Below are 24,238 nucleotides of genomic sequence, written 5' to 3'. Positions count from 1 at the left end.
GCGGCGGCGGGATTCAACTTCAAGAGAATGATCAACAAATACAAACAAAAAATGGCCTGTTTCTTTTGCAAAATACAGGCAGACTTTTTTATACTTGAACTTAAAATGACTTTTTAAGGATTGACTACATAGCGCTAAGGCCCTACTGTAAAGATACTACCAGATCATGTATTCCGCATCCGGTCTCAACAGGTTTCAGTTCGTTTAAGGTGCGCCCATTTACTTTACAGCCGCGCGCGTTAGCCGGAAGGATGATCGTACCTTCACAACCGGCCGGCAACGACACTTTCATATTCAACTTCCCCGAAACCAAAGACCAATCGACGGATATTTGTCCATAAGGAGATTCTATAGATGTCTTTGCCCATGTAACACCGTCCGGTATCTGAGGTTCTATAATTACATGTTGGTATCCTGCCTTCTTTTCATCTGTGCGGATACCGCCCACCGCCCTGTAAAACCATGAGCCTATGCCGTTGTAGCAATTATGAATCCTGCTTCGTTCTCCGCTCCAGTATTCCCACGTAGTAGTGGCTCCGTTATCTATCATATACAGGTATCCGGGATAATCGCGTTTCTTCAGCATGGAATAGACAAAGTCCGCCGCCTTGTTTTCTATCGCCCATTTAGTCAGGATAGGAACCCCTACCAGCCCGCAGGCAATATGATCGTTATAGTTTTCTTTTGTTCGAGTGAACAACCGCTCTTTTACCTTTTCATATAAGGCTGGAGGCGTCGCGCCCACCAGCATGGGATATGACATATCAAGTTGTGATCCGGTGGCATAAATACCTGTTTCGTCATTGTAAAAAGTCCGGTGAATGAGCTTATTCAGATCATCCCTCTGTTTGGCAAACGCCTTTGATTCATCCGGTTTTCCGAGTATATCCGCTATTTTTTCCATCGTAGCGAAACATTCGCTTACAAAACAGTTGTTAACCAGATTTATAGAGGCTTCGTTCCCGGAATCTACTCCTGCCGGTGCCAGCCAATCGCCCAGATACCAGTCGCGGTACGGAGTATCAGGCCAACGTTTGAGCAATCCGTTTACCCTGTATTGTTCAACATAGCCCAACCATTGTTTCATCTTGTCATAGTATTTTTCTATCAATCGCGAATCACCGTAGTTTACATACGTCCGCCACGGAGCCATTACAATAAATCCACACCAGTAAGGCCCGCCGCCACCGCCTGTGTTAGGCGCGACATGCGGAAGGCTTCCCCCTTCGCGCATGACGTCACCCCAGGCCTGCAACCAATTTGTAAACAAAGGGGACACATTGTACATAATCTGAAGGGATTCGGTCGATGAATTTCCATCGCCCCCATATCCGGCGCGTTCAAGGTGCGGACAGTCTACCATATATCCTCCGAACGTCAAGCATCGCATTGTATACTGAATCATATCATGAATAGCGTTCAGGTCAGGATCGGAGCATACGAAAGACGATGTGGCGCGGTAATCGCTGTGTACGAGGTATGCCTTCATACTTTTTGCGTCGGGTTTCTCTTTCAGATTGGATATTCTCACGTACCGGAAAGCATGATGGTTAAACTTATTGCAAAACATTTCCTCTCCTTTTCCCGCAGCTATATAGACATCTTTCTGAGCTTGGTCTTCAAAATTTCCGTCTTTTATATAGTCGGTATATTCAAATGATACTTTATGTCCCGCAGGCAGATTGGGCAACCGGATCTCGAACCAGCCGGTCAGATTTTTTCCCATATCGACAAGCCATAAACTATCGCCCAATTGTTTAATATCTTTGGGGCTAAACATTTCCTGTATCCTGTTCGGCTCCGTCATTTCAGGTGAAGCCACGTGCGCAGGGATATCCACTTCGGTTACCGGATACCACTTCATAAGGTCGAGCGCCTCCGTAGCCAAATCCGGGAGGACAAGGTTTCGTTCTACCTGCTCGCCGCCAAAACGTAATGCCTGCCATGTACCGGTGTCGGTATATCCGCTTTTCCTGCCTCTCCACGATGCATCTGTCGTTAATAATGTAGACCATTCCTTACCTTGCAATAAATCCAACTGGGCTTTTACCAATGGCCCGTCATACACGGTATTCAAAACAGTCTTCTTATACCAACCTATGCCAAGCCACAGTACCAGTTCGTTTTCTCCCGGCTTGAGGTATGGCGTCACGTCGTAAGTTACGATCAGCGACCTTTTGGACAAATGTGAAACAGCCGGCGACAACACATCTCCATTAACTTTCCTACCATTGATATATGCTTCGTGATAACCCAGCGAATTAACATGCAAAAATGCTATACCCTTCTTATCTACCGTAAATTTCTTCCTCAGCAATGGGCTTTTTATATCGCCGGCTTCAGTCGATAAGCCTATATAACTACCCTGCATTACCTCATCACCGAAAATTCCTGTTCCGAATCGAGATATGGAGCTCCAATCCGATACTTTATTCTTATCGTTCGATACCCGGACTCTCCAATAGTATAACGAACGTGCCGATAACGCTTTTCCCCCGTAAGGTACCATAACGGACGAGGATGACTTAACCTTCCCGGAGTTCCATAAATCAGCCATACCGTTGCATAAAGCCAGGCTGTCGGAGCTTACCTGTATTTCATAGAATTTCTGTGGGACAGGTGTTTTGTTATACTCTGTTTTCCAACTGAAGTGGGGAGCAGTATTGTCTATCGCGTTCGGCCTTATCAGGTTTTCGCATCTCATATCTGTTATAACTTGCGCGTTTATATCCCGGTTTATCAGCATGGACAAAAGTAGAATAATGAAACCGACTGAATAAAAATGTTTCTGCATGATTATGATTGTTTAGTAAATATATTTTGCGAAATTCAGAGAATAAGTAATTTTCTATGGACATTATTTCTTTTCTTCCGATGGGTCATACACAGCTACTGCTACGCGCGAATCGGCGCATCCATAATAAAGATACCATTTTTCGCCATAAAACACTAATCCTTCGATAAATACAGTACCGGCAGGATATTGGCCGCTTTTTTCGAAATCTGCTTCAGGAACATAAAAAGGCTTGTCAAGCTGTCCTATCAGTTTAGCCGGGTCTTTCAGGTCAAACAGCGCTTGTCCCGCGCAATACGAATTAGCTGTATATAGGGTATCGCCTTCTATGCCACCTGCATTTTTACCATTATACAATAGAAGGATGCCTTTATCCGTCATTATCGCAGGAGGGCCGCACTCGGTGAGAGAACTGTCGAACTTGCCCGGACGGGGTACTATCACTTTCAGAAAGTCTCCGTTTTCTGCTAACATCGGAGTCCAATTGACCAAGTCTTCCGAGGTTGCCACATTTACGAATTTCTCACCCCAGTACATCCAGTATTTTCCATCTATTTTAGCAATCACCTGCTTGCCATCTATCATTTTAGTTACAATCGAAGCCGATTTGGAAAAATCATCTTTGAAACGTCCACCGTAAGCTTTTGCAAATGCAGGCCCGTATTTATCCCATTTCTGTAAATCCCGTGTAGTAGCTACCGCCAAACGCGCCTGCTTCCTGTTCCATTGCGTGTACAGCATCACATACAGGCCATCTTCCGTCATCGCTATACGGGGATCTTCACAGCCTCCGGGCCATTCAAGTTCCTTTTGGCTGTCATTATCCGGATAAAATGCGGGAACAGGTTTCCGCTGAAAATGCAATCCGTCTTCCGACCATGCATATCCCAACCGGGATGTACGTCCGCCTATCCCCTCCCCCGATTTATCTTCTGCACGGTAAAGGACTACTACCTTACCATCATAGACTGTAGCCGCAGGATTAAAGGTATCATTCGATTCCCAGCCGACAGAATCTTTTGTCAACGGGCAATAAAAAAGGGTTGTAGTATCCGGTGAAATAATCGGGTTAATACCTTCCGGCCTTTGGAAATCAGCCCATGCCCAATCGGGAAACTCCGTCTGCCCGTTTGCCTGCTTTTTAGTATCGCAGGCAGTAAACAACAGGACGAATAGTAGTATGCTCAGAAAACGTTCTTTCATAATCTTATATTTTTTTACAGTTTTATCTTGTAACAGTATTCAACTATTTTTTTTATATCTTCCGGATTGTCAAAATCCGGTTTTTCCATTTTTACGTAAGCCTCTATTTCTTTCTCTCTGTTTTTAAATAGCTTCGACAAAGCTTTAAATGAGCTGAACCGCCTGAATTTTCCATCTATTTTCAGATAATAGGCATTGTGAGAATTCAACGCAAACTCTTCGCTTGGCTTTAAGTTATATAACCCTCCTCTTGACATGGTCTGATTAACATTGTCAATAGCTCCGGTAGCCGAACTCGTACCATATCCGCCAGCTTTCCCTTTCGAAACTATAGTCGATTTCCACCTGACATACAAAGACCCTTGTCCAGCCTCTGTTTTTTCATAAAACAGACCGCTTTTTATGTGTTCGAATGTACGGTTGGCAATATTGAGTTCCGCAATTTCAGATGTATTGGCCAGTTCGAGTATGGTAGAATCAGCGTCCGACAACATAAAAAGCGCTCTTTCGCTCACCTTATCATAATTAAGTTTCGCCGTTCTCTCTCCTCCGTTCACATAAATAACTTTTCCGTCAAGGAATGTATTAAACAGGAAGCTATGAAATACCTGCTGTGCCGATAATCCTAAAAAAGGTAAAAATACAAGTAGAATAAAAAGCCTTTTTTTCATTGCTTATATAATAATTAAAAAGTAACACTAGCCAAAACATTTATCTCACTCATAATCAAATAATATTTTGTTAAAAAGTAACAAAAGTGACACTTTCCAGGCTATTCCTACATTGTTACCTTTCTATTATATAACACATTCGTTATCAATATACATATAGATAAATTTATAAAAATAAAGTGACAGTTATGGAAATGATGGGGGAGTGATTTTAGTACCCCACTGCAAATCCGGCTTAGCGGATGTACTGTATTCCAGAGTCGCCCCGTTTGAAATATCATTCCAGTCAATCCAGGTACTATTATATGGCTTACCATCAATCTTTAAATACCGGATGTATATATCTTTTTCCGAACCACCTTTTATTATCAGGTCACCATTTTTAAGACGTACCTTTATTGAAGTGAAGACAGGCGTGTTGACAGAAAAACCGCCGACTCCCGGAATCTCAGGGTACAAACCCATACACGCAAAAACATACCAGGCGCCCATCGTTCCCAGATCATCATTTCCGGGAAGGCCGTCTATCTTATTGAAATATTGCTCGTTCAGAATACGGTTTATCACTTCTTGAGCTTTGTCGGGGCGTCCCACCCAGTTGTATATCCATGGGATATGAAAACTCGGTTCGTTACCGGAGGCAAACCAGTCATCATTGTAACCGGCATCCAACCTTCTGAACAGATCGTCGAGGCGTGCTTCCGCCTTAGCTTTACCACCCATAATTTCAATTAACCCACCCAAATCGTAAGGAACCATCCAGAAATAATTTTTGTATGTAGATTCACGGAAATCGGCATCTAAAGATTTCCATGAGCCATCCGCCTTTCGCGATTGCAACCATCCTGTTTCCGGATTATACAGGTTTTTCCACGAACGGGCAAAATGGAAGTAACGCCAGCCGGTAAATTCATCACCACAGGCATATAAAGAGAATCTCGCTATCGCAAAATCGGCGGAAGTATATTCCAGTTGCTCGGACGCGTTATAATAACCTTTCTCCAGATACTGTTTAAGCCCCGGGCGTACTTCCACCTTTTGAGACATAGAACCCGGTGTTTCCGCCCCATGCCGCATAATACTGAGTATAGGTTTCGGATTGTAGTTTCTGGCGCCGAACGCCCACGCGTTTGAAATAAGTATCGGGGTAGGGTCTCCCTGCATAATCCCGGTTTCTATATTTGCCATTACCCAACGCGGAAAGCCCTGCCCGCCTGTTTCTTCGGCAAACAGTTGGTGAGAAATCACCACATCGGAAGCTATATCTGGGTCAAGTATGGAAAGAAGCTGTATCTGAGTACGGTAAGTGTCCCAGTTGCTGAAAGATGTATAATGTTTCGATTTGGTCTTATGTACCTTAAAGTCCGCGCCCATATATTCCCCATTCACATCGCTGCATACATTCGGGTGTATAAGCACCCTGTACAGATGCGTATAGAACTGGGTTATACGGTCAGTATTTGTTCCCTCTACTTCTATTCTGCCCAGATATTCACTCCATCTGGTTTCCGCCTGTTTTTTGACAGCGTCAAAATTCCATGCCGTATTTTCAGCTTTCAGGTTTTCCCTTGCATTTTCAACAGACACATACGAAACGCCTAATTTATATTGTATTGTTTTATTTTTGCTAACATCGAAGGTAAAATACACACCGGAATTCTTTCCTTCGGCAAAAGCTGATTTTTCCTTTATCTTATCGTCTTTCCATGTACCTGTTTCTACTGCTTTTGTATCAAATTCGGCAACAAAATATACCTTATACGGTGTGGGGGTTCCACAGAAATTACCTCCCTCAGCATATCCTTCACAGGTATTAGGTCCGGTTATTACCACTGTGGCATTCTCAGTATTTGTAGCAGCTATACCTGCCCCGATGATGACAGTACCCAAACTCTCATTTGGGGGATATTCGTAGCGCGCCATTCCTGTACGTTCCGTAACAGTAAGTTCGGCTTTAATATCTTCCTGCACCATTGTCTGATAATAGCCGGCATGGCCTTTTTCCTCCGACAGGTTTATCCGGTAGCTGATAATATCGTCCGGAGACATGCTTAATTTTCCTTTTACCGGAAAAGTGGGAAAATTCCCCATGTGTTCGCAACCGCCGCCGCTTAGCTGATTGATAACAAAACCCGACTGTTTGGAAAAGTAGGATGGCGTAAACTGTATCATCCCGAAAGGATACGTTGCTCCGGGATACATATATCCGGATGTCAGACCCACCCCTTTTGTTCCGATAAGAGTGTTTACCTTGCTTACGTAACCTGATTCCTGAGCTTGCCCTTTGATAAACATAAAAGACGCTAAGACAAAGAACAGGTAAATCAATAATTTTTCTCTCATATTTTTTATTATTTGCTTATCACGAAATTATACGATCCGGACAATACCTTTATCTGAACCGGATTGCCTTCCTCAATAGTAATATCTTTGACCTCTTTTAGCGGGTTGCCCGATTCTGTGATAGAAACATCATTCCATTCGGGGAAAATCACAGTTGCAGTTGTATTTGCGGGTACATCTATAGTAAGATTGAAATTTCCATCCTTATCCGTTTCCCATCCTGAACTTATGTTTCCATACAATGTATTGTATGATGCCTTGCAAAACGTCAAATCGGGGATAAATCGCGGTTCTATATAAAAATGCCTCATTCCCGGACTTGATTCATCCGGCTTGATTCCTGAAAGCGAATTATAGAACCAGGCTATGACACTACCGAACATAGGATGGCAATGGCCGCTTCCATTGGGGTCGTTTCCACCTCCATCCCAAACTTCCCACAGCGTACTGTTCTTATCGTCCATCAGATAACCATATCCCGGAAAGTCCCTTTGATTCATTAATTTATAGGCAATGTCAACTCTCCCGTTCTCTGTCAGTACTTTCAGTGTGAGAGGCGTAGCCATTATACCTGTATCAAAATGATAATCAATACTTTCCAAATGAGAGAGAAAAGCAGCGAATACTTTTTCCTTATTTTCATCCGGCACAAGGCCGAATGCTAAAGGTATAACATCAGCCCCTTGCCTTCCTTCCCAATAATGATTCGTCTGCGGGTTGTAAAATGCTTTATTAAAATTGTCTTTGATAGTCGCGGCTAGAGACAACAGTTCCTTCTCTTCCTTTTTATTCAAAATTTTAGCAACTTTAGCCACCAAATAAGTTACATGGTAATAATATGCCGTATTTACCAGTTCTGCCGGTATTTCGACTCTATTGTAAAGCGTACTCCACTCTCCAAGACACCATCCATTCGGCTCCTCCCTGACTACTAATCCCCTGTCATCTGTTCTTGTAGCCAGATACCCTACCCATTGCCTCATGCCTTGATAATGTTTCGCCAATACAGTTGTATCGCCATAATGCTGATAATAAGCCCAGGGTATAATGACATACGCCGACCCCCACGCAGGCCCGCCTCCACCTCCGCCAAATGGCGCGGTATGGGGAACATATCCTGTATTTCTATTCCGGGCATCTGCCATATCGTCAAACATCTTACGAAAGAAACGCTTCATATCGAATGTGTAAAGCAAACTGCCGGCTATAACCTGCGCGTCGCCGGTATAGGCAAGCCTTTCACGATGGGGATCACTGCTGACAATCCCCTTGAAATTAGCACGCATTGTACGTAACCAGGCTTTGTGCATTCTATTAAAAAGTTCATTGGAACATTCGAAAGTACCCGTTATATCTACATCGGTATAGACTGACTTGACTGTTATGCTGTTTTCTGTGATTGGAATTCCATTGGTTATAACTTCTATTTTCCGGAACGTATGCCATGTAAATCTCGGCTCGTATGTTTCGGTTCCGCCTCCTTTCAGGATATAAGTGTCTATTTGCCCGTAATCAAGGCCTTCTTCGCTGACAAAACGGAGTTTCACCGTATCCCCGTTATTGCCTTTTACATTCAGGGAACACCACCCCGAAACTGTTTCGGGTAAAGAGAAAGTATAAAGAGAGCCGCTATTTTTTTCAAATGCCGTGTTCACTGTAGCCATCACTTTATTGAAAGGTACAACCTGTACTCTCAGATTTCCTGCCGGAGGGCGTACTTCCAACGCTTTGGCCCATTTACTATCATCATAACCGGAAGTATTCCACGCCCCTAAATCAAGGCGCGCGTCATATACCTCACCTGTAAATATCGCGTCATGCAGCAAAGGCCCTGTGGCTGTTTTCCACGAATTGTCCGATAAAACAACTTCTTTTGTTCCATCACTATATTCTATCTCTATTTGCAAAATCATTTTTGGGACATCATACCACATATTACCTTCTATTGTACGGTCGCGTTGGTTGTACCAGCCATTTCCAAGGATTATCCCTACCGCATTATTATCCGGTTCGAGCATTTTTGTTATATCGAATGTATTATAGAACACGCGCTGGCCGGATTGATCATCGTAATGATATAAAAGATTCTTCAGCGGGCGTTTATCATAATTGGTAACTGCGGGAGCCAATACCTGATCTCCTACTCTGTTTCCATTGATATACATTTCGTAAAATCCAAGCCCGCAGATATATGCCGTCGCCTTTTTTACGTTTTTTACTACATCAAATTCTTTCCGGAAATAGGGTGCGGGAAAGACAACTGCCGAATCGGGAAACTGATCTTTCCTTTGTCCTATCCACTTTGCCTGCCAGTCGGAAGGGTTCAGAAGACCCATTGTCCATGTAGCTGCTTCGCTCCAATTTGACGATTTATCATTTTCATCCCAAACGATTACTTTCCAATAAACCTGACTTCGGGAATCTAATTGCTTCCCCTGATATTTTATGACAGATTCGGACGAAACAGTTTTACCTGTATCCCACAAATCGCCTATGCCATCTTTTAACAGAGACAAGTTCCCTGATACAATAACCCTGTATGCAGACTGGTTTTTGCCCCTTTCGCCGGATTGAAGCTGCCAACTAAGCAGTGGATGGTTATTGTCGACAGCCGGAGGATTTTCCGCATAGTCGCACGATAAGTTTACAATCTGTACATCATTCCCGCACGCCCAAAGAGAGATCAGGAAGAATAGGATAAAGATATTTTTAGAAAGATTTATCATGTATAAGCGGATTGATAAGTTTCGTTTTTTGAAGATTATTCATTTCTTAATAATTACTTAGACAAGGAGAATGGCGCAGCATCTTTTGCCGTACCTCTGTCCGTATTCGGTTGGTTACCCATTTCATATTTGATAGTTCCGCCATTCACTATATCCTTATAAGTAATATAGTTTCTATTTACCGGAACACCATTAAGAGTAACAGACTGCACATACATATTCTCTTTACTGTTATTGTCGGCTTCTATTATGAATTTCTTCCCGTCTTCCATCGTGATGGTCGCTTTCTTAAACAAGGGACTGCCCAGCACATATTCATCCGTACCCGGACAAACAGCATAAATGCCGAGTGCGCTCAGTATATACCATGATGACATACCGCCCTGGTCTTCATCGCCGGGAAAACCTTTTTCTGTGGAATTATACAGCCTGTCCATAATCTGACGCGCCCAATATTGGGTTTTCCAAGGCTGTCCCGCATAAGAATACATATATATCATGTGTTGTATAGGCTGGTTACCCTGCGCGTATTGCCCCATACCGGCACGTTCCATTTCTTTCATCTCGTGGATTACACCACCATAAGTACCCGGTTTGATGATACCGGGAACAGTGAAGACCGAATCCATCTTTACCGTCATCTTATCCGGACCTCCAAACAGGTCGATCAGTCCCTGCACATCGTGGAATACCGACCATGTATAATGCCATGCGTTACCTTCGCAATACGGGCCTCCCCAAACAAACGGATCGAAAGGTTCCTGCCATTTACCATCGTTGCCTTTTCCCCTCATAAATCCGGTAGAAGAGTCAAATACATTGCGATAATTATACATCTGCCTTTCAAAAACATCCATATAAAATTGCTTCCCTGTCATTCTGGCAAGTTCATAACCGCACCAGTCGTCATAAGCATATTCCAGTGTTTGAGCTGTGGAACCACCTGATTCGGGGTAAGGAACATAACCCAATTGGAAATATTCTTTCCAGAAGATACGGCCGTTGGCTCCCCCCCACGGGCCTTTATTCATGGCTTCGTGCGCGTATGCCTTCAATGCTCTTTCGGGGTCGAATGTACGGATACCTTTAGCCCAGGCATCGGCAAGAAGCGAGATTGCATGATTCCCTATCATACCACCTGTTTCTCCGGGTTGCGACCACGATGGCAGCCAGCCACACTGATCCTGCGCATCGAGTAAGGCATTCATGTATTGTCCCTGCATAGTAGGATGAAGGATATTGGTTAGCGGAAACTGCGTGCGGAATGTATCCCAGAATCCGTTATCGGTAAACATATAACCGTTATATATCTTGCCATCATAAGGACTGTAGTAATAAGGTTCATTATTCGTGTTACGTTCATAGAATTTGCGCGAAAAAAGATTCGCACGGAAAAGACAGGAATAAAATGTCCTGATCTGTTCATCTGTTCCACCTTCAACAATGACTCTGTTCAGCAATTTGTTCCAGGTTTCCGCTCCGCGCGCTTTTGTCTGTTCCAAATTCTTATCGGTTCCCAATTCCCTTTGCAAGGTTAATAAAGCCTGTTCAGGACTTATATAGGATGACGCGGCCTTTGCCTGTACTTTTGCTCCCTTTTTGAACCTGATATATGCGCCTGCGCCTTTTCCTTCACGTGAGGTTTCGCCAGGAAATGTTTCGTCCTTTTGGTTTTCCCATGTACCGTAAGCCTCGAATGGCATATCAAACTGAACAACAAAGTAATTACGGAAATTCTCCGCATGATTTACAAAACGCTGGTTATTTACCCAGCCTGTGATTTGCTTTTTTTGCGGGTCTATATTCACCTCGCTCATATTGGTATAACCGTCGAGTACCAACCAGGCATCGCCGCTTGCAGGAAACGAAAACCGGAGATGTGCTCCGCGTGTGGTAGGCGCCATCTCGGTAGTAATACCATTGTCGAATGTAACTTTATAATAATGCGGTTTGCCGATTTCGTTATCGTGGCTGAACTTCGCAGCTCTTTTATCCTGATTAACAATCAATTCGCCAACCATCGGCATCAAGGAATAAACAGCATAGTCACTCACCCACGGACTACATTGATGAGCCTGCTGGAATCCCCGGATTTTATTATCGGCATACATATATTTGAACCCTTCTCCGTTCCTGTTTGTCTGAGCTGCCCATGTATGCATCCCGAAAGGCATAGCCGTTGTAGGATATGTATTACCGTAACTAAGCCCGAAATTGGAATCGGTTCCCTGAAGCGTATTTACATATTGCACAAGATCTTTTAACTGCGCATTGGCGGTTGTAGCGGATAATAAAAGAACCCAGAATATAAAGTTAATTTTTTTCATATATATGATTATTGAATCCGCAAGGTCCGAATATTAAACATTCTTATATCCGGACTTTGCGGATAATTATAATTTATAACCCTAAAGCCAATCTGACTTTTAGCCCGATACTGACAGGTATCACCCTATCACTCAACGTTTGGGTAAGTGTATTGCTTCCATAGCCGATTGATGAATTAAGAACACTGTTATTCAATGGAACCAATCCTTCGGTTGTATCCCCGAACTTGGTAAAGTTCTGATTGCGGCTGTCTTTCACGATATCATTCAATCCGTAATCGAGATATGCGCCCGTATATAGAAACAGCTTATCCGCCAAAGCCCACTTCATTCCGAAATCGGCGCTGAAAAAGCAAACAACTCTAAGTCTGATATCTTCATTATTCGAATAATCTGTAAACGTTCCGAAGCCCATAAATTCCTGAGTTTCACCCCAGTTTTCAGTATCATGAAAGAATCCTTTATTTACCATTTCTGAGGCCGAAGATTTATATTTCCCTTTCACGGGAATGCCCAATTTAACTCCTGCCTGCGCATACAGCTTGTTCTTTTCCCCTGATTGGAACTGCACCATTAGCGGGATATTCATGTATGTCACATTTTGTTTTTCCTTATAACTCTTCACCGAAGAATAAAAATCATATAATTCTCCATCCGATGCGTCAACCAGAGACCGGGACACATTATTAAACTTATCTTGAGTCAACTCAGCCTGATATAGGGAGAACTCAGCCCCTGTATTCAATCCGAAATTTTCGGAAATGAAATAGGTATAGCCTATCCCAAGGTTACCTCCGGCACCATTCTTATGGTTGCCAAAAGCCGCTTCATAATCCAGCGTAGACAACCCTCCCGCTACAAATACCGAAACCTCAGACTTGTTTCCCTGAGCCGAAAGAACAGTAGCCGAAGTAAATAAAATGAAAACGGCTGTAAGGCCTTTTATTATTGTTTTTCTCATAATCATTTAATTAATATACGTTTAACTAAGACATTCCTATTTAACAACAACCTTCAGCGTTTTTTCAAAATCATTTTTTGCCTTGAACCGAACCATATATATACCGGATGTAAACGGCATACTTACCTTGGTTGAACGTCCCTGAGCTTTAACAGCACTGAGTTTGTTACCATAAATGTTGTAGACTTCAATCGTTGCATTCCGGAGTAAATCTTCATCAACATCCGCATCTACAGTCACTTCTTCGCCTGATTTTACAGGATTCGGATGAGTGATTATACCCGTACTCTTCAGCGTTATCCGTTCTGCTTCGGAACGTAAATCTCCGTCAGGGGTTTTCAATACAATGTGATAAGCTGATGTCTGGCTCAACAGGTCGTTCTTCTTTGAACCAGCTACATAGCTGGTTCCCGTGGCGCCTGCAACCGGGCTTCCGTCGAGGTACCACTGGTAACCCGTTATATCGTAATCTTTCAATTTGTTAAGATACAACATAAGAGTATTGTTCCATTTCACTTTAATAAGGTCGTCAAAGGCAAAACGCTTGTTGAAAATTAACGTATAGTCCTTTTGGGCTTTTCCGTCTTCCGATATGACTTTTATGTTATATTTTTTGATATCAGGCCTGTCCAGTTCGGCAGAAAATGTATATTTACTTGCCTTACCATCTATTGTTCCTTTGTCGACGGTTGCTAAATTAACTGTAAAACCGCTTCCGCTTGAAGCCGGCAGATCTATAGTCATAACATCTTGTACAGCCACAGGGTTACCATCTACGGTCACGCTTTCCAATTCGGCGACAGTACCATACTCATATTCGAATTTACCTAAAAGCTGCCATTCGGCTATTTGTAATCCTGTTCCTCCCTTCGATGCCAGAACATCGAGGCGGAAATGAGTATAATTGCCATCGACAGGCACATTATAATTCACGGTTTGGGAGCGGTGCTCAAACTCGGCATAATAACGCTCGTCGAGTACAGTCCATGATGTTCCGTCATTCGAACCCAATAGCTTCCAATGCAGAGGGTCTTTGTCGTCTTTGTCGGGAGAATCCGGCGCAGAAGTGATTGTATAGCGCCTTAAATTAACCGGAGACGGAGATTCGTATTCAATCCAGGCTTTTCCTGCATTGACCGAATAGATAGTCGCAGCATCATTATCTGTCGCATTTTCCATATCGCTTTCGTATTGGGCGGTAAGAATGCCCTTATTGTCGGTAGCATCCTGATTCGCAATGCTTAATTTGTCACGCCAGTCTTTCACCCGGAAGAAGTATGGCAGGTATGTGTCGGCATTTCCGGTTGCATACCACGGCTTGTCGTCCTGAAAGTTTTTAGAAACGGAAAAGAATATTTCCCCGTTTTTGGAATGCTGCGGATGAACGGCCAATAATGAACAGAAAAATGAGTTCTCCGTGCTTATTTCGGCCGGTAATTTCGCTATTATTTTCCTGTTTGTGAATGGCCCATAAGGAGTCTCGGCCTCATAAAGTACGATTTCATCGCTAAAGCACTTTCCCGGCTGGGCAATCCCATAATATTTCCCGGCATCTTTAAATACAAACACAGGGTCTTGCACTATAGTAGCACCTTCCCAATTGGTAAGGTCATTTTGCCATGACGTATCGGTAGACCATTCTTTTGTCCTGGCATTATAAAATTCCCAGTCCCCCGTAAGGTCTCCATTCGTAACACGGGCTACAAGGCCATACCGTGTACAGATACCTTCAATATCGGCATAACCGTATATATACACAGTTCCGTCATCGTCTTTGAATACATATCCTCCGAAATCCAGCCCGAATTTGCTATCGCCTTTTGCAAGGCTCCGGGTCATATGCTTATATTTTTTTATCTCCTTCAACTTAAGATCGGGCAGGGAGAATACGGCAACGTCAGCCGACACACCCACCATACCCCACATTCCTCCCGAGCCATCGTTTTGCACACGGCTGAGAATCATCTGAAGTTCAGGAACGCCATTGCGATAGTAAACAGAACTTCCCGCAGGCCAGTACCATACACTGTTCTTGTTCAAAGGGTTTCCATTGTCATCGGTAGGTATAAGTACTTCCTTTACCGGAGGGTTGCCACCCGGCGAGCCGTCATTCAATAGCCTGAAAGCGCTAAAATCCTCACCGTCCTGAACCATGACGAAGTTGCGTTCGAATTGGTTATCTCCTTTATTTCCTACTCTGGTGCGGCCGGAAAGTACAGTACCTGTATGGGAGTCGCCCCATACCCAAATACTCCGCCCGTCGCCCAGCGGCTCAGACCGGCCAATATCGCCGCCTGTCCATCCGTGCCAGCGAGTGAAGAATCCGTCGTAATCCTTATCGGAATAAACCTGTACATTGGCATCTTCACCTCTGTTTGGCAAAAGTACCCAGTTCGGAGTCTTCTGCATCGGATATTCGCTACCTTGTGTAATAGAGATTGTCCGCGTTTCATCGATATACTTCCCGTTTCCGGCCGGATTTTCATCGTTGCCATCGGTGCCCACCACGTATCTAAGGCTAAAATTCCCGGTCTGATTATCTGTAAATATGCGGAATGTAAAAGTAAAATCATCGCTTTTATTATTGTCGCTATGCAAAAGTTCAAGTATATCGATTGAACGGCCGCCCCACCAATAATAACCCGCAGGAGCCGGAAAAGCGGTATTTAAAGCATCCGTATAATATTGGTCGAAAGCGAGGCGCCCGTATATATTTTCATCGGGATTAGGAAAATGTACGGTATATTCGGTATAATCCTGCGCTCTCCATCCTTCAGGCAAAAGCGCGCCGAAATAACCTCTTCCTTCTGTTTTGTTCGGATTGGTATGTTCGCAGACAAAGGTCACATCAAAATAACTGTTGGTCTCCGCCGTTGTGGGATGGTTCAGCGATCTCAATCTGAAACAGCCATATAGTATAAAGCTGATAACGAATAATGACAGGACGAATATGTATAACCTCTGCGAAGTTTTGAAAAATTCATAAAATCTTTTCATATGCATTATAAATAAAGGTCATGAATGTGTATCGTAATAGTATACAGGGTTATCATTCATATATACGGTAGATAACCCTGCTACAATGATTTTTTTAGAACGACATCATAACGCCAAAGTTTATCACACGTTGATTCATATAAGCATCACCTGCAGAATTTGTCTTTATCTCAGGATCCTGCTGATATTTATCATAGCTGGTTTTAGTAAATAGATTGTAAGCATTCATATAGAAACGTGTACTATATATTCCTTTCGGCAATATGCTTTTTGGTAAATCATACCCGAAATCTATTGTTTTCAGACGGATATACCACGCATTCACCAACCAGAAATCAGACATATATGCCTGGCTGCTACTGATAGTAGAAAGGTTGGTAGTCAAACGGGGAAACTGAATATCTTCTCCGTTGGCATATCTTTCGGGAGTCCAACGTTTCAGATGGATTGGCTGGAATTGGCTCTTGAACGATTCTATACCTGTTCCTACCACACTAAAGCTGTAATCGAACGACCCTTGGAATAATAGGCTTAACGAGAATCCTTTATATGACCCGCCGATAGTCCAGCCTACCGTAGTAGTAGGTAAATTGGGTTTACCGATAGCCCCTTTGTCAAAATCATCAATAATACCATCATCATTCAGATCCGCATACTTCAAGTCACCTGCCGACACAGGAATGTTCGGTACCGGAATCTTGTTTGGATTGCCCTCATTGATTTCTTCTATATCAGCCGGCGTATAATACCCTACCCATGTATAGCCAAATGGTTGACCTATAGGCTTTCCTGTTTCGGATAGCCATGAGTGTTTCTGTTGAGCTTCGGCTTTATATATCACTTTATTTTTCGCGTAGGAAAATACAAAACTGGTATTAAAATTAAATTGACCAAATCTGTCATTGTATGAAATCTGTCCATCAAACCCTTGATTTGAAGTTTCTCCCACATTGGTACGAGGTAAGCCTATACCCAGAAGCAGAGACACGTCGCTCCTTTCTACCAGCTGGTCGTAACGGTAATCGTAGAAATAGTCTACAGTAAACGATAATTTGTTGCGGAACATACTGGCATCTACACCAACGTCGAATTTACGGGCTTTTTCCCAGGTAATGTATTCATTGCCCAATGTTCCTTCTTTATATGATGATACGCCTACAGGCGTCTCGCCAAAAGAATACCCGTTACCTTTTTCATATATCTGCTTGTAAAGGTAACGATTGCCCGGTGTTACGTCTGATCCTACCAATCCGTACGAAGTTCTTATTTTCAGCATTTCTATCTTATCTCCGAATTTTTTCTGGAAAAAAGGTTCTTCCCCAATATTCCAACCCAAAGCGATAGCAGGAAAAAAGCCGTAACGATTATCCGAACCAAAGCGGTCTGTTCCGTTGTAAGCGGTATTCAGGTCAATCATATACCGGCTTTTGTAATTATAACTAACCTGACCTGTATACCCTTCAAACTTTGCAGGGACTTCCGCATTTGTCAGTCCATCCTTATCCGTAGTGCTGCTTTCGCGATTGTAGAGAAACATTGCTTTTATGTTGTGATCTTCGCTGAAAGTGCGATCATAATTAAGGAAAACCTGCGTATTCAGATTCCTGATAGCTTTGTTTACTCCGGCATTCAGTATGTAATTTTCGTAAGCGTACGAGTTGGCTGTAGGATTGATGACATACGTATCGCTCACACTATTATAGTGATAGGTAGGATACATATCTTTTTCTCTTCTCATAGCCCTGTAGTTTTCATCTATGCTGGAGTATGCCACACGTGCCATTGCCGAAAGTCCTTTGGTAACAAAATCGAGATTCTGGGATACATCGAACAGGATATTCGAGTCGAACCGTCTGGTACGGTTATAGCCCTCGTTTGCCAAACGCGCATTCAAAGTGGGATCTTTACTGTCGGACAAGAAATAATTGTGATAAGCATATGTTCCGTTCGGATTCATTACCGGAGCCGAAAAAGGAGTCATACTCTTGAAATTGTAGATTTCTCCCACCGCATTCAGACTATTCGGTTCGTTGATATTCATAAACCGGGACGACATATCGAGACGGAATTTTGTCGTATTGGTAACATCGAAATCGAGATTGGTACGGAAATTAAATCTGCGATAGAAATAATCAGTATTCACATCTTCGCTGGGATCCCTGAAATTACGTGTTAATCCGTTTTGTGAAAAAAATCCGCCGGTAACAAAATATTTCAGCCTTTTTGACCCACCTGATATATCCAGGTTTACATTTTGTTGGGTAGCAACATCTTTGAATATCTCTTTATACCAGTCAACATTAGGATGACCGTAAGGATCGTCTCCTGTTCTGTAATGTTCGAGATCAGATGGAGTAAACGGCTTACTGCTTGACAGTCCATCATTTTCGAAAGCTTCGTTTGTCAATGATGCTGCCTGATAAGCATTCAAGAATTTGGGCTTACGAATAGGCATGGTCAAACCGCCTTCAGCACGAACGTTGATACGCGGGCGTCCCTCTTCTCCACGACGGGTTTTTACAACCAATACACCATTCGCGCCTTTAATACCGTAGATCGCTGTGGTAGAAGCGTCTTTCAATATGGAAATGCTTTCTATCTCGTTCACATTGATCTGTTGTAGCTGATCATACGAATATTGTACATCATCTACAATAATCAACGGGCTGTTGCCTTCGTCATTCAAGGAACTGATACCCCTGATAAAAAAATCGGAGGCATCTTTACCCGGCTGTCCCGAACGCTGCTGTGAAAAGAATCCCGGTAATTTACCCGACAGAGCGTTCTGTACGCTGGATGTAGGCACAGTGCGTATTTCATCAGCCGTTACGGCACTCACGGATCCGGTCAGTGTTATCTTTTTCGCTTTACCGTAACCAACGACCACAACCTCATCTAAAATAGTCTGATCTTCTTCGAGAACGACATCCAGATTTTTTTGGTCGGTTATTTTAACAGTTTTCTTTACGAAACCGACAAAAGAGAACGACACTTGGTCTTTTGGTTTTACCATCAGATTATAGTTACCATCGGCATCAGTCATCGCGCCATTTGTCGTACCATCAACAAAAACACTCACTCCGACCAGATGTTCCCCGTCTGTTGCCGACACATTACCTTTTAATTGGAATTGTTGGCCAAATGCAAAAGTAAAGAGTTGTATGCTTATAAATAATAAAATCAGTCTTTTCATATCCATTGATGTATTAAGAATTGATAAACATAGCCTGTTACCAGCCTGGATTTTGAACCATGTTATTGTTTTTGTTTACTTCATCATACGAAATCGGATAGAGATACCTTTTCGGATCAAATTTCGCGTCGAGAACGTCGATATGCTCTATTTGAATATTTCCGGTCTTCATCACCAAAGCTAATCCTTTGAGTGGCTGACTGAAAATCTCCTCAGCGATTTTCCACCGGCGTATATCATAGAAGCGCTGTTCTTCAAATGCCATTTCGATTCTTCTTTCGTTACGGATAAGGGTTCTCATTTCCAAACAAGTCGTATTATCGGCTATGCCATAGGTACCGTCATCACCTTCAATACCGCCTCTTTTCCTTATTTCCCTTATATAACTGATAACTTTGGCATCTGCTGTCGCCTTCGAAGAAGCGAGGTCGTATTCGTTTTTGGCTTCCGCATAGTTGAGCAGTATTTCAGCATAACGAAACAATACCCAATTACGGAGAATGCTCGTATATTCAGTTTTATCTTCATAGTTACCCATAAACTTACGCATGTAATAACTGGTCTTCGTGGTAGCATCAGTCGATCCAGTCGGATTGTTTCGCCCGCCAATATAAGTGTACACCGTTGTACTCAGCCATTGCGATCCATTATGCAATATGGTATAATCGAGCCGCGGATCCCGGTTGTCATACATAGATTGCTCCGAATAAGTGTATTTCGCACTTTGGCCTATCGGCTTACCGTCCTTCATCGGGAAAGCATCTACCAGATTCTGGGTCGGACTGGTCTCGCCATTACCTTTGGCATTGCTGGAAAATCCTACGGGACCATTGTTTGTCTCTACGTCTTTTCTGTCAAGAGCTCCCTGTGTATGGAAAATAACTTCGTTGGAATTCGACCCATAATAATTCAGAAACACTTCTTTGAAATTATCCATTAAGCCATAGCCTCCATAGCGCCCCTCAGGACCCCAGTCATTAATAAAATCTTCGGCTGCCTGAGCGGCTCTCGACCAGCGGGCAGCATCATATTTTTCATAACCAACATACGCATTCCCATTTTCGATCGGAGACTCGTTAAACAGCGGACTGGCTGCGTACAGCAGCACTCTTGTTTTGAGTGCCATCGCTGCTCCTGCCGTTACTACATGACCTTCTGAGCCAACATTGGCAATAGGTACCGAACGCAAACTGTCTTTGATATTGTCAAGTTCGCTCACGATATATTCAACGCATTCGTCAAAGGTATTTCGGGGAAGTTCCATTGGCTCACCCAATTCGTATGGTACATCACCCACCAAAGGCACGCCTCCATAACGTTTTATCAGTTCGAAATAATAAAAGGCTTTCAGAAAACGCGCTTCAGCTTTCAACGCCCTGTTTAACGGTATATTTGTTCCTACATGATTATTATATGTCTGCATAAAAGGGACAACATCTATATTATTGATAAATGTATTTGCCCTCCGGATACCCCTGTAATACGCAGCCCATCCCATATCACCGAGACGTACGAATGGAGAATAACGCCCTATTTGCAATTGGTAAATCTGATTCTCCGAAAGAGATGAAGTGATGGCGTCGTCAGAAGCCGCGTCAAGATAATCTCCATCGATATAATTGTGCCCGTACCGCAAAACACTGTAAACATTGTTTAGATACTTTTTTGCATTCACTCCCAACGAGTCAGTAGGTGAAAACACATATTCAATTGTAATCTTTTCCACAGGAACGTCTTCGTAGTCCTGACAAGACCATAAAGTGAGTAACAAACCTGCCAGTACAATATATAATTTACTTTTAATCTGTATATTCATGACTTTCATTTTTAGAAAATACTAAAACTTGATATTGACACCTGTGTTGAAACCACGTAATGCCGGATAGCTTCTGTAGTCGGTTATTTCAGGATCAACTAACCCAAAAGCTGCCTGTGTCCATAGATTCTGTCCACTTACAAAAATCTTGATCTTCATTCCACCTAAATAATTTCTTGAAAACGAATCAGGAAGAGTATAGGCAATATTCAGATTCTTCAGACGAAAATAATTGCCTGATTTCAGCCAGAAAGAATTGGTCATACCACTTGGAGATACATTATATTCCGGATTGGTAGAAAGCCTTGGGAAGAGTGCTGTCTCTGCTGTTTCAGGAGTCCAACGCCTCAATACATGCTCGTATGCCTGACTGAATGTATTGCCAGAACTAATGAATCCTACTGCATATTGCCAGCCTGCGTCCGGAAAATAAATTTCACGATTGTAAGCGCCTTGAAACAATGCTGATACCTCTAATCCCTTATATTCGAATCCGAAATTCAGTCCGAAGAAAGAAAGAGGTTTGTTTCCGCCTATAATTGTCTGGTCGTATTCGTTGATTACGCCGTCATCGTTCATATCCTTATATTTCAGATCGCCGGGAACAATATTGTATCCTGATATAACAGGGCTGTTAGCTATCTCTTCCTGTGTCTGGAAAAATCCTTCGGCGATAAGTCCATAACGGGTTCCGACCGGATTGCCCGTCCTCCGCATATATTCTTCGGGAACATTCTGCTCGTCCATAAATAATATTTTTGACTGGGTTATACTCCAGTTTCCGGTCACGTAATAGTTGAACGCTCCCAGATTGTTCTGATAAGTGAGGGTCAGATCCAAGCCATTATAACGTACTTTCCCTATGTTTTCGGCCGGATAATACAATCCGATGAGTTCTATGCTTTTACCTCTGCTCATCAACAGATCGAAGTATTTGTCGCTATAAAAGTCAGCTTCCAACAGGAGTTTATTGTTAAACAGATTAGCATCTAGCCCCAGATTCAACTTATATGCTCTCTCCCATGTCAGATTCGGATTGGCCAGACTGTTATTTGTTTCTATGAGGCCAAGTGCCGCAGTCTGATACCACGAAGTATAGCTTGATCCCTGAGGATAGGAATAATTTGCTACGGAATTGATATCGGTATCGTACTGCTGCCTCCATGTATAATAGTTACTGCGGCTGATACTGTTCCCGGTTTGTCCGAAGACAGTGCGCAATTTAAGCTTGTTTACCCAGTCGGCCGGTTGCATAAATGCCTCTTTACTTATATCCCACCCTAGTCCGAAAGCGTAGAAGGTACCCCATCTTTTACCCGGTGCATACCTATTCAGGTAACTCTGAGATACGGCAGCCTGCGCAAAATATTTATCTTGATAACCATACTTGAATTCAGCATTGATATTAACAGGAACCTCAGGCAACTGGTAATTGTCCAATACCTGTTTTACATCGCCTGTTAAACTACCTTCTATACTGTGCGATTCATTTATTATCTTTTTATAATCCAGAGTAACCTGTCCGAACATTTGCTGGAAACTGGATACACCGACAAAATTATTCTGTTGGGTTACTGTGGAACCGAAGCGTTCATAGTCACCTCCCGATCCATCCGAATATGGCGTATACAGGAATACCGGCTCTTGTTTGTTACGGAACAAAGCGCTGCGGCTCTGCGATGAAACACTACCTACAGCACGGGCCGACAAGCCTTCTGCAAGCCACGACATATCGTGATCTATGACTATGTTACCGTATCCATCGCGCATCATATCTTTTACGTATCCCGAACTAATGGCTTTTGCCATCAGGTTGTTCTGATAATTGTTGTTACCGGCATAAGACCCATCCGGATTATATATCGGGTATATTCCTCCCGGAAGTGTATACAGATCGTCCATGATGCTACTCAATCCTTCTCCGGGCTGATTGCCATCTTCGATACGTCCTATTACGGTAGCACTCATTTTCAGATTATTCAATACATTTACATTAATCTTTGATGTTACCGTATAGCGTTGATATGAAAGGCCTGTATTGTAGCTGTTCTGCTTATCTTTGCGAAGTAATCCGTCCTCGGACAAATATCCCAGACTGACAAAGTATTGAGCCGTTTTATTTCCTCCGGTAGCATTCAGGTTATATGACTGTATACTCGAACTGTTTTTCAGTAGTTGATCATACCAGTTTACGTTCGGGTATGCTATTGGGCTGCTTCCATTGCGGAACGACTCTATATCGTTGGCTGTATATAAGCCTTTTTTCCCATCATTCACAAGAGCTTCATTCAATAGATATGCCCATTGGTAGGATGGAAGCGGATTAGGTGTTTTGATAGGTTCCTGTATGCCGTAGCGTCCGGTGAATGATATTTTAAATCCTTCACCTACAGGTTTTTTTGTTGTAATATACATTACTCCGCGCGAACTTCTTCCTCCCAGAAACATGGATGACAACGCGTCTTTCTGAACCGAAACCGATTCGATACTCTCGACATCAAGGTTAAACATTTCATTCTGAAATCCGTCTACGACTACGACCGGAGAGTTAGCTCCCCGCAAGATATAACTGAATTGCGTATTATCATTATATCCTACTTTGGAATCATCGGCCAGAGCGCCTATGAAATTATTCGCAATGATTCCCGCATCAGTATAGGTATTCCGATACCCTCTGTTCTGAGAGATATACAGCCCGGATAACCGGCCTGCCAAAGCACCCAATAAATTAGCTGATAACGCCGGAGTTATTTCATCCGTATAAATAGTCGATGCTGCACCCAGATAGCTTCCTTTATCAACAGTCCTTCCATAAGGGATATCCAGTTCATTTGGGTTCCTGAGTTTTTTATCAGCCATATCTACTTTAAAGACCTTGTCTTTACTGGCACTTTTGGTAATCCTGACTTCTTTTACCAGATAATCAGGATGAGAGAATACAAGTATATTTCCATTCTCGGCATTGACAGAGAATGCCCCGGTTTCATCGGTTATCGCCCTGCTATCGTTAGATTTAACAGCTATTTCTACACCTTGTACAGGTCTTCCGTACGAGTCGACAACAATGCCAGATAAGCCGGATGCATCGGCAGTCGTATTTTCCTGGGCATACGCAGTTCCATATCCCCACAACAGCCACACAATCATAAGCAGAAAACAGTTCTTGCTTAATTTTTTATATGTTGAATTATACATAAATTTCCGGTT

General features: G+C 42.9%; 11 protein-coding genes. All 11 read right to left on the bottom strand.

Translation table 11 applies throughout. The annotated features are described in order from the left end of the window. Window positions 1-142: 142 nt before the first annotated feature. Entirely contained in the window at window positions 143-2,794 is a 2,652-nt protein-coding gene (locus tag ACYPZI_RS11325) for an alpha-L-rhamnosidase (RefSeq protein ID WP_459601640.1), read from the bottom strand. A 63-nt stretch (window positions 2,795-2,857) separates the two neighbouring features. Then, on the bottom strand, window positions 2,858-3,997 hold the full coding sequence (locus tag ACYPZI_RS11320) for a glycoside hydrolase family 130 protein (protein ID WP_459601638.1): 1,140 nt from the start codon (window positions 3,995-3,997) through the stop codon (window positions 2,858-2,860). Window positions 3,998-4,011: 14 nt separating this feature from the next. Further along, window positions 4,012-4,668 carry a hypothetical protein gene (locus tag ACYPZI_RS11315; RefSeq protein WP_459601636.1) on the bottom strand — a complete coding sequence of 219 codons (657 nt, stop codon included), beginning with the start codon at window positions 4,666-4,668 and terminating at the stop codon, window positions 4,012-4,014. Window positions 4,669-4,854: 186 nt separating this feature from the next. Next, on the bottom strand, window positions 4,855-7,011 hold the full coding sequence (locus tag ACYPZI_RS11310) for a GH92 family glycosyl hydrolase (RefSeq protein WP_459601634.1): 2,157 nt from the start codon (window positions 7,009-7,011) through the stop codon (window positions 4,855-4,857). 8 nt (window positions 7,012-7,019) lie between these two features. Then, on the bottom strand, window positions 7,020-9,737 hold the full coding sequence (locus tag ACYPZI_RS11305) for a family 78 glycoside hydrolase catalytic domain (RefSeq protein WP_459601632.1): 2,718 nt from the start codon (window positions 9,735-9,737) through the stop codon (window positions 7,020-7,022). A gap of 53 nt (window positions 9,738-9,790) precedes the next feature. Next, the gene (locus ACYPZI_RS11300; RefSeq protein WP_459601630.1) at window positions 9,791-12,064 is read right to left on the bottom strand and encodes a GH92 family glycosyl hydrolase; all 2,274 of its coding nucleotides are present in this window, start codon (window positions 12,062-12,064) and stop codon (window positions 9,791-9,793) included. Between the two features lie 73 nt (window positions 12,065-12,137). Further along, entirely contained in the window at window positions 12,138-13,025 is an 888-nt protein-coding gene (locus ACYPZI_RS11295; protein ID WP_459601628.1) for an outer membrane beta-barrel protein, read from the bottom strand. Between the two features lie 36 nt (window positions 13,026-13,061). Continuing rightward, complete coding sequence (locus ACYPZI_RS11290) at window positions 13,062-16,022, bottom strand: DUF5005 domain-containing protein (RefSeq protein WP_459601626.1); 2,961 nt, start codon at window positions 16,020-16,022, stop codon at window positions 13,062-13,064. 94 nt (window positions 16,023-16,116) lie between these two features. Beyond that, window positions 16,117-19,215 (bottom strand): SusC/RagA family TonB-linked outer membrane protein, encoded by a 3,099-nt coding sequence (locus tag ACYPZI_RS11285; protein WP_459601624.1) that lies wholly within the window; start codon window positions 19,213-19,215, stop codon window positions 16,117-16,119. A gap of 37 nt (window positions 19,216-19,252) precedes the next feature. Continuing rightward, on the bottom strand, window positions 19,253-21,031 hold the full coding sequence (locus tag ACYPZI_RS11280; RefSeq protein WP_459601622.1) for a RagB/SusD family nutrient uptake outer membrane protein: 1,779 nt from the start codon (window positions 21,029-21,031) through the stop codon (window positions 19,253-19,255). A 21-nt stretch (window positions 21,032-21,052) separates the two neighbouring features. After that, entirely contained in the window at window positions 21,053-24,226 is a 3,174-nt protein-coding gene (locus ACYPZI_RS11275) for a SusC/RagA family TonB-linked outer membrane protein (protein WP_459601620.1), read from the bottom strand. Between the last annotated feature and the right edge of the window lie 12 nt (window positions 24,227-24,238).

The sequence above is a fragment of the Dysgonomonas reticulitermitis genome, assembly GCF_054601275.1.
Note: the sequence above shows the minus strand (reverse complement) of the source record. Positions and strands in the feature narration are given on the sequence as shown.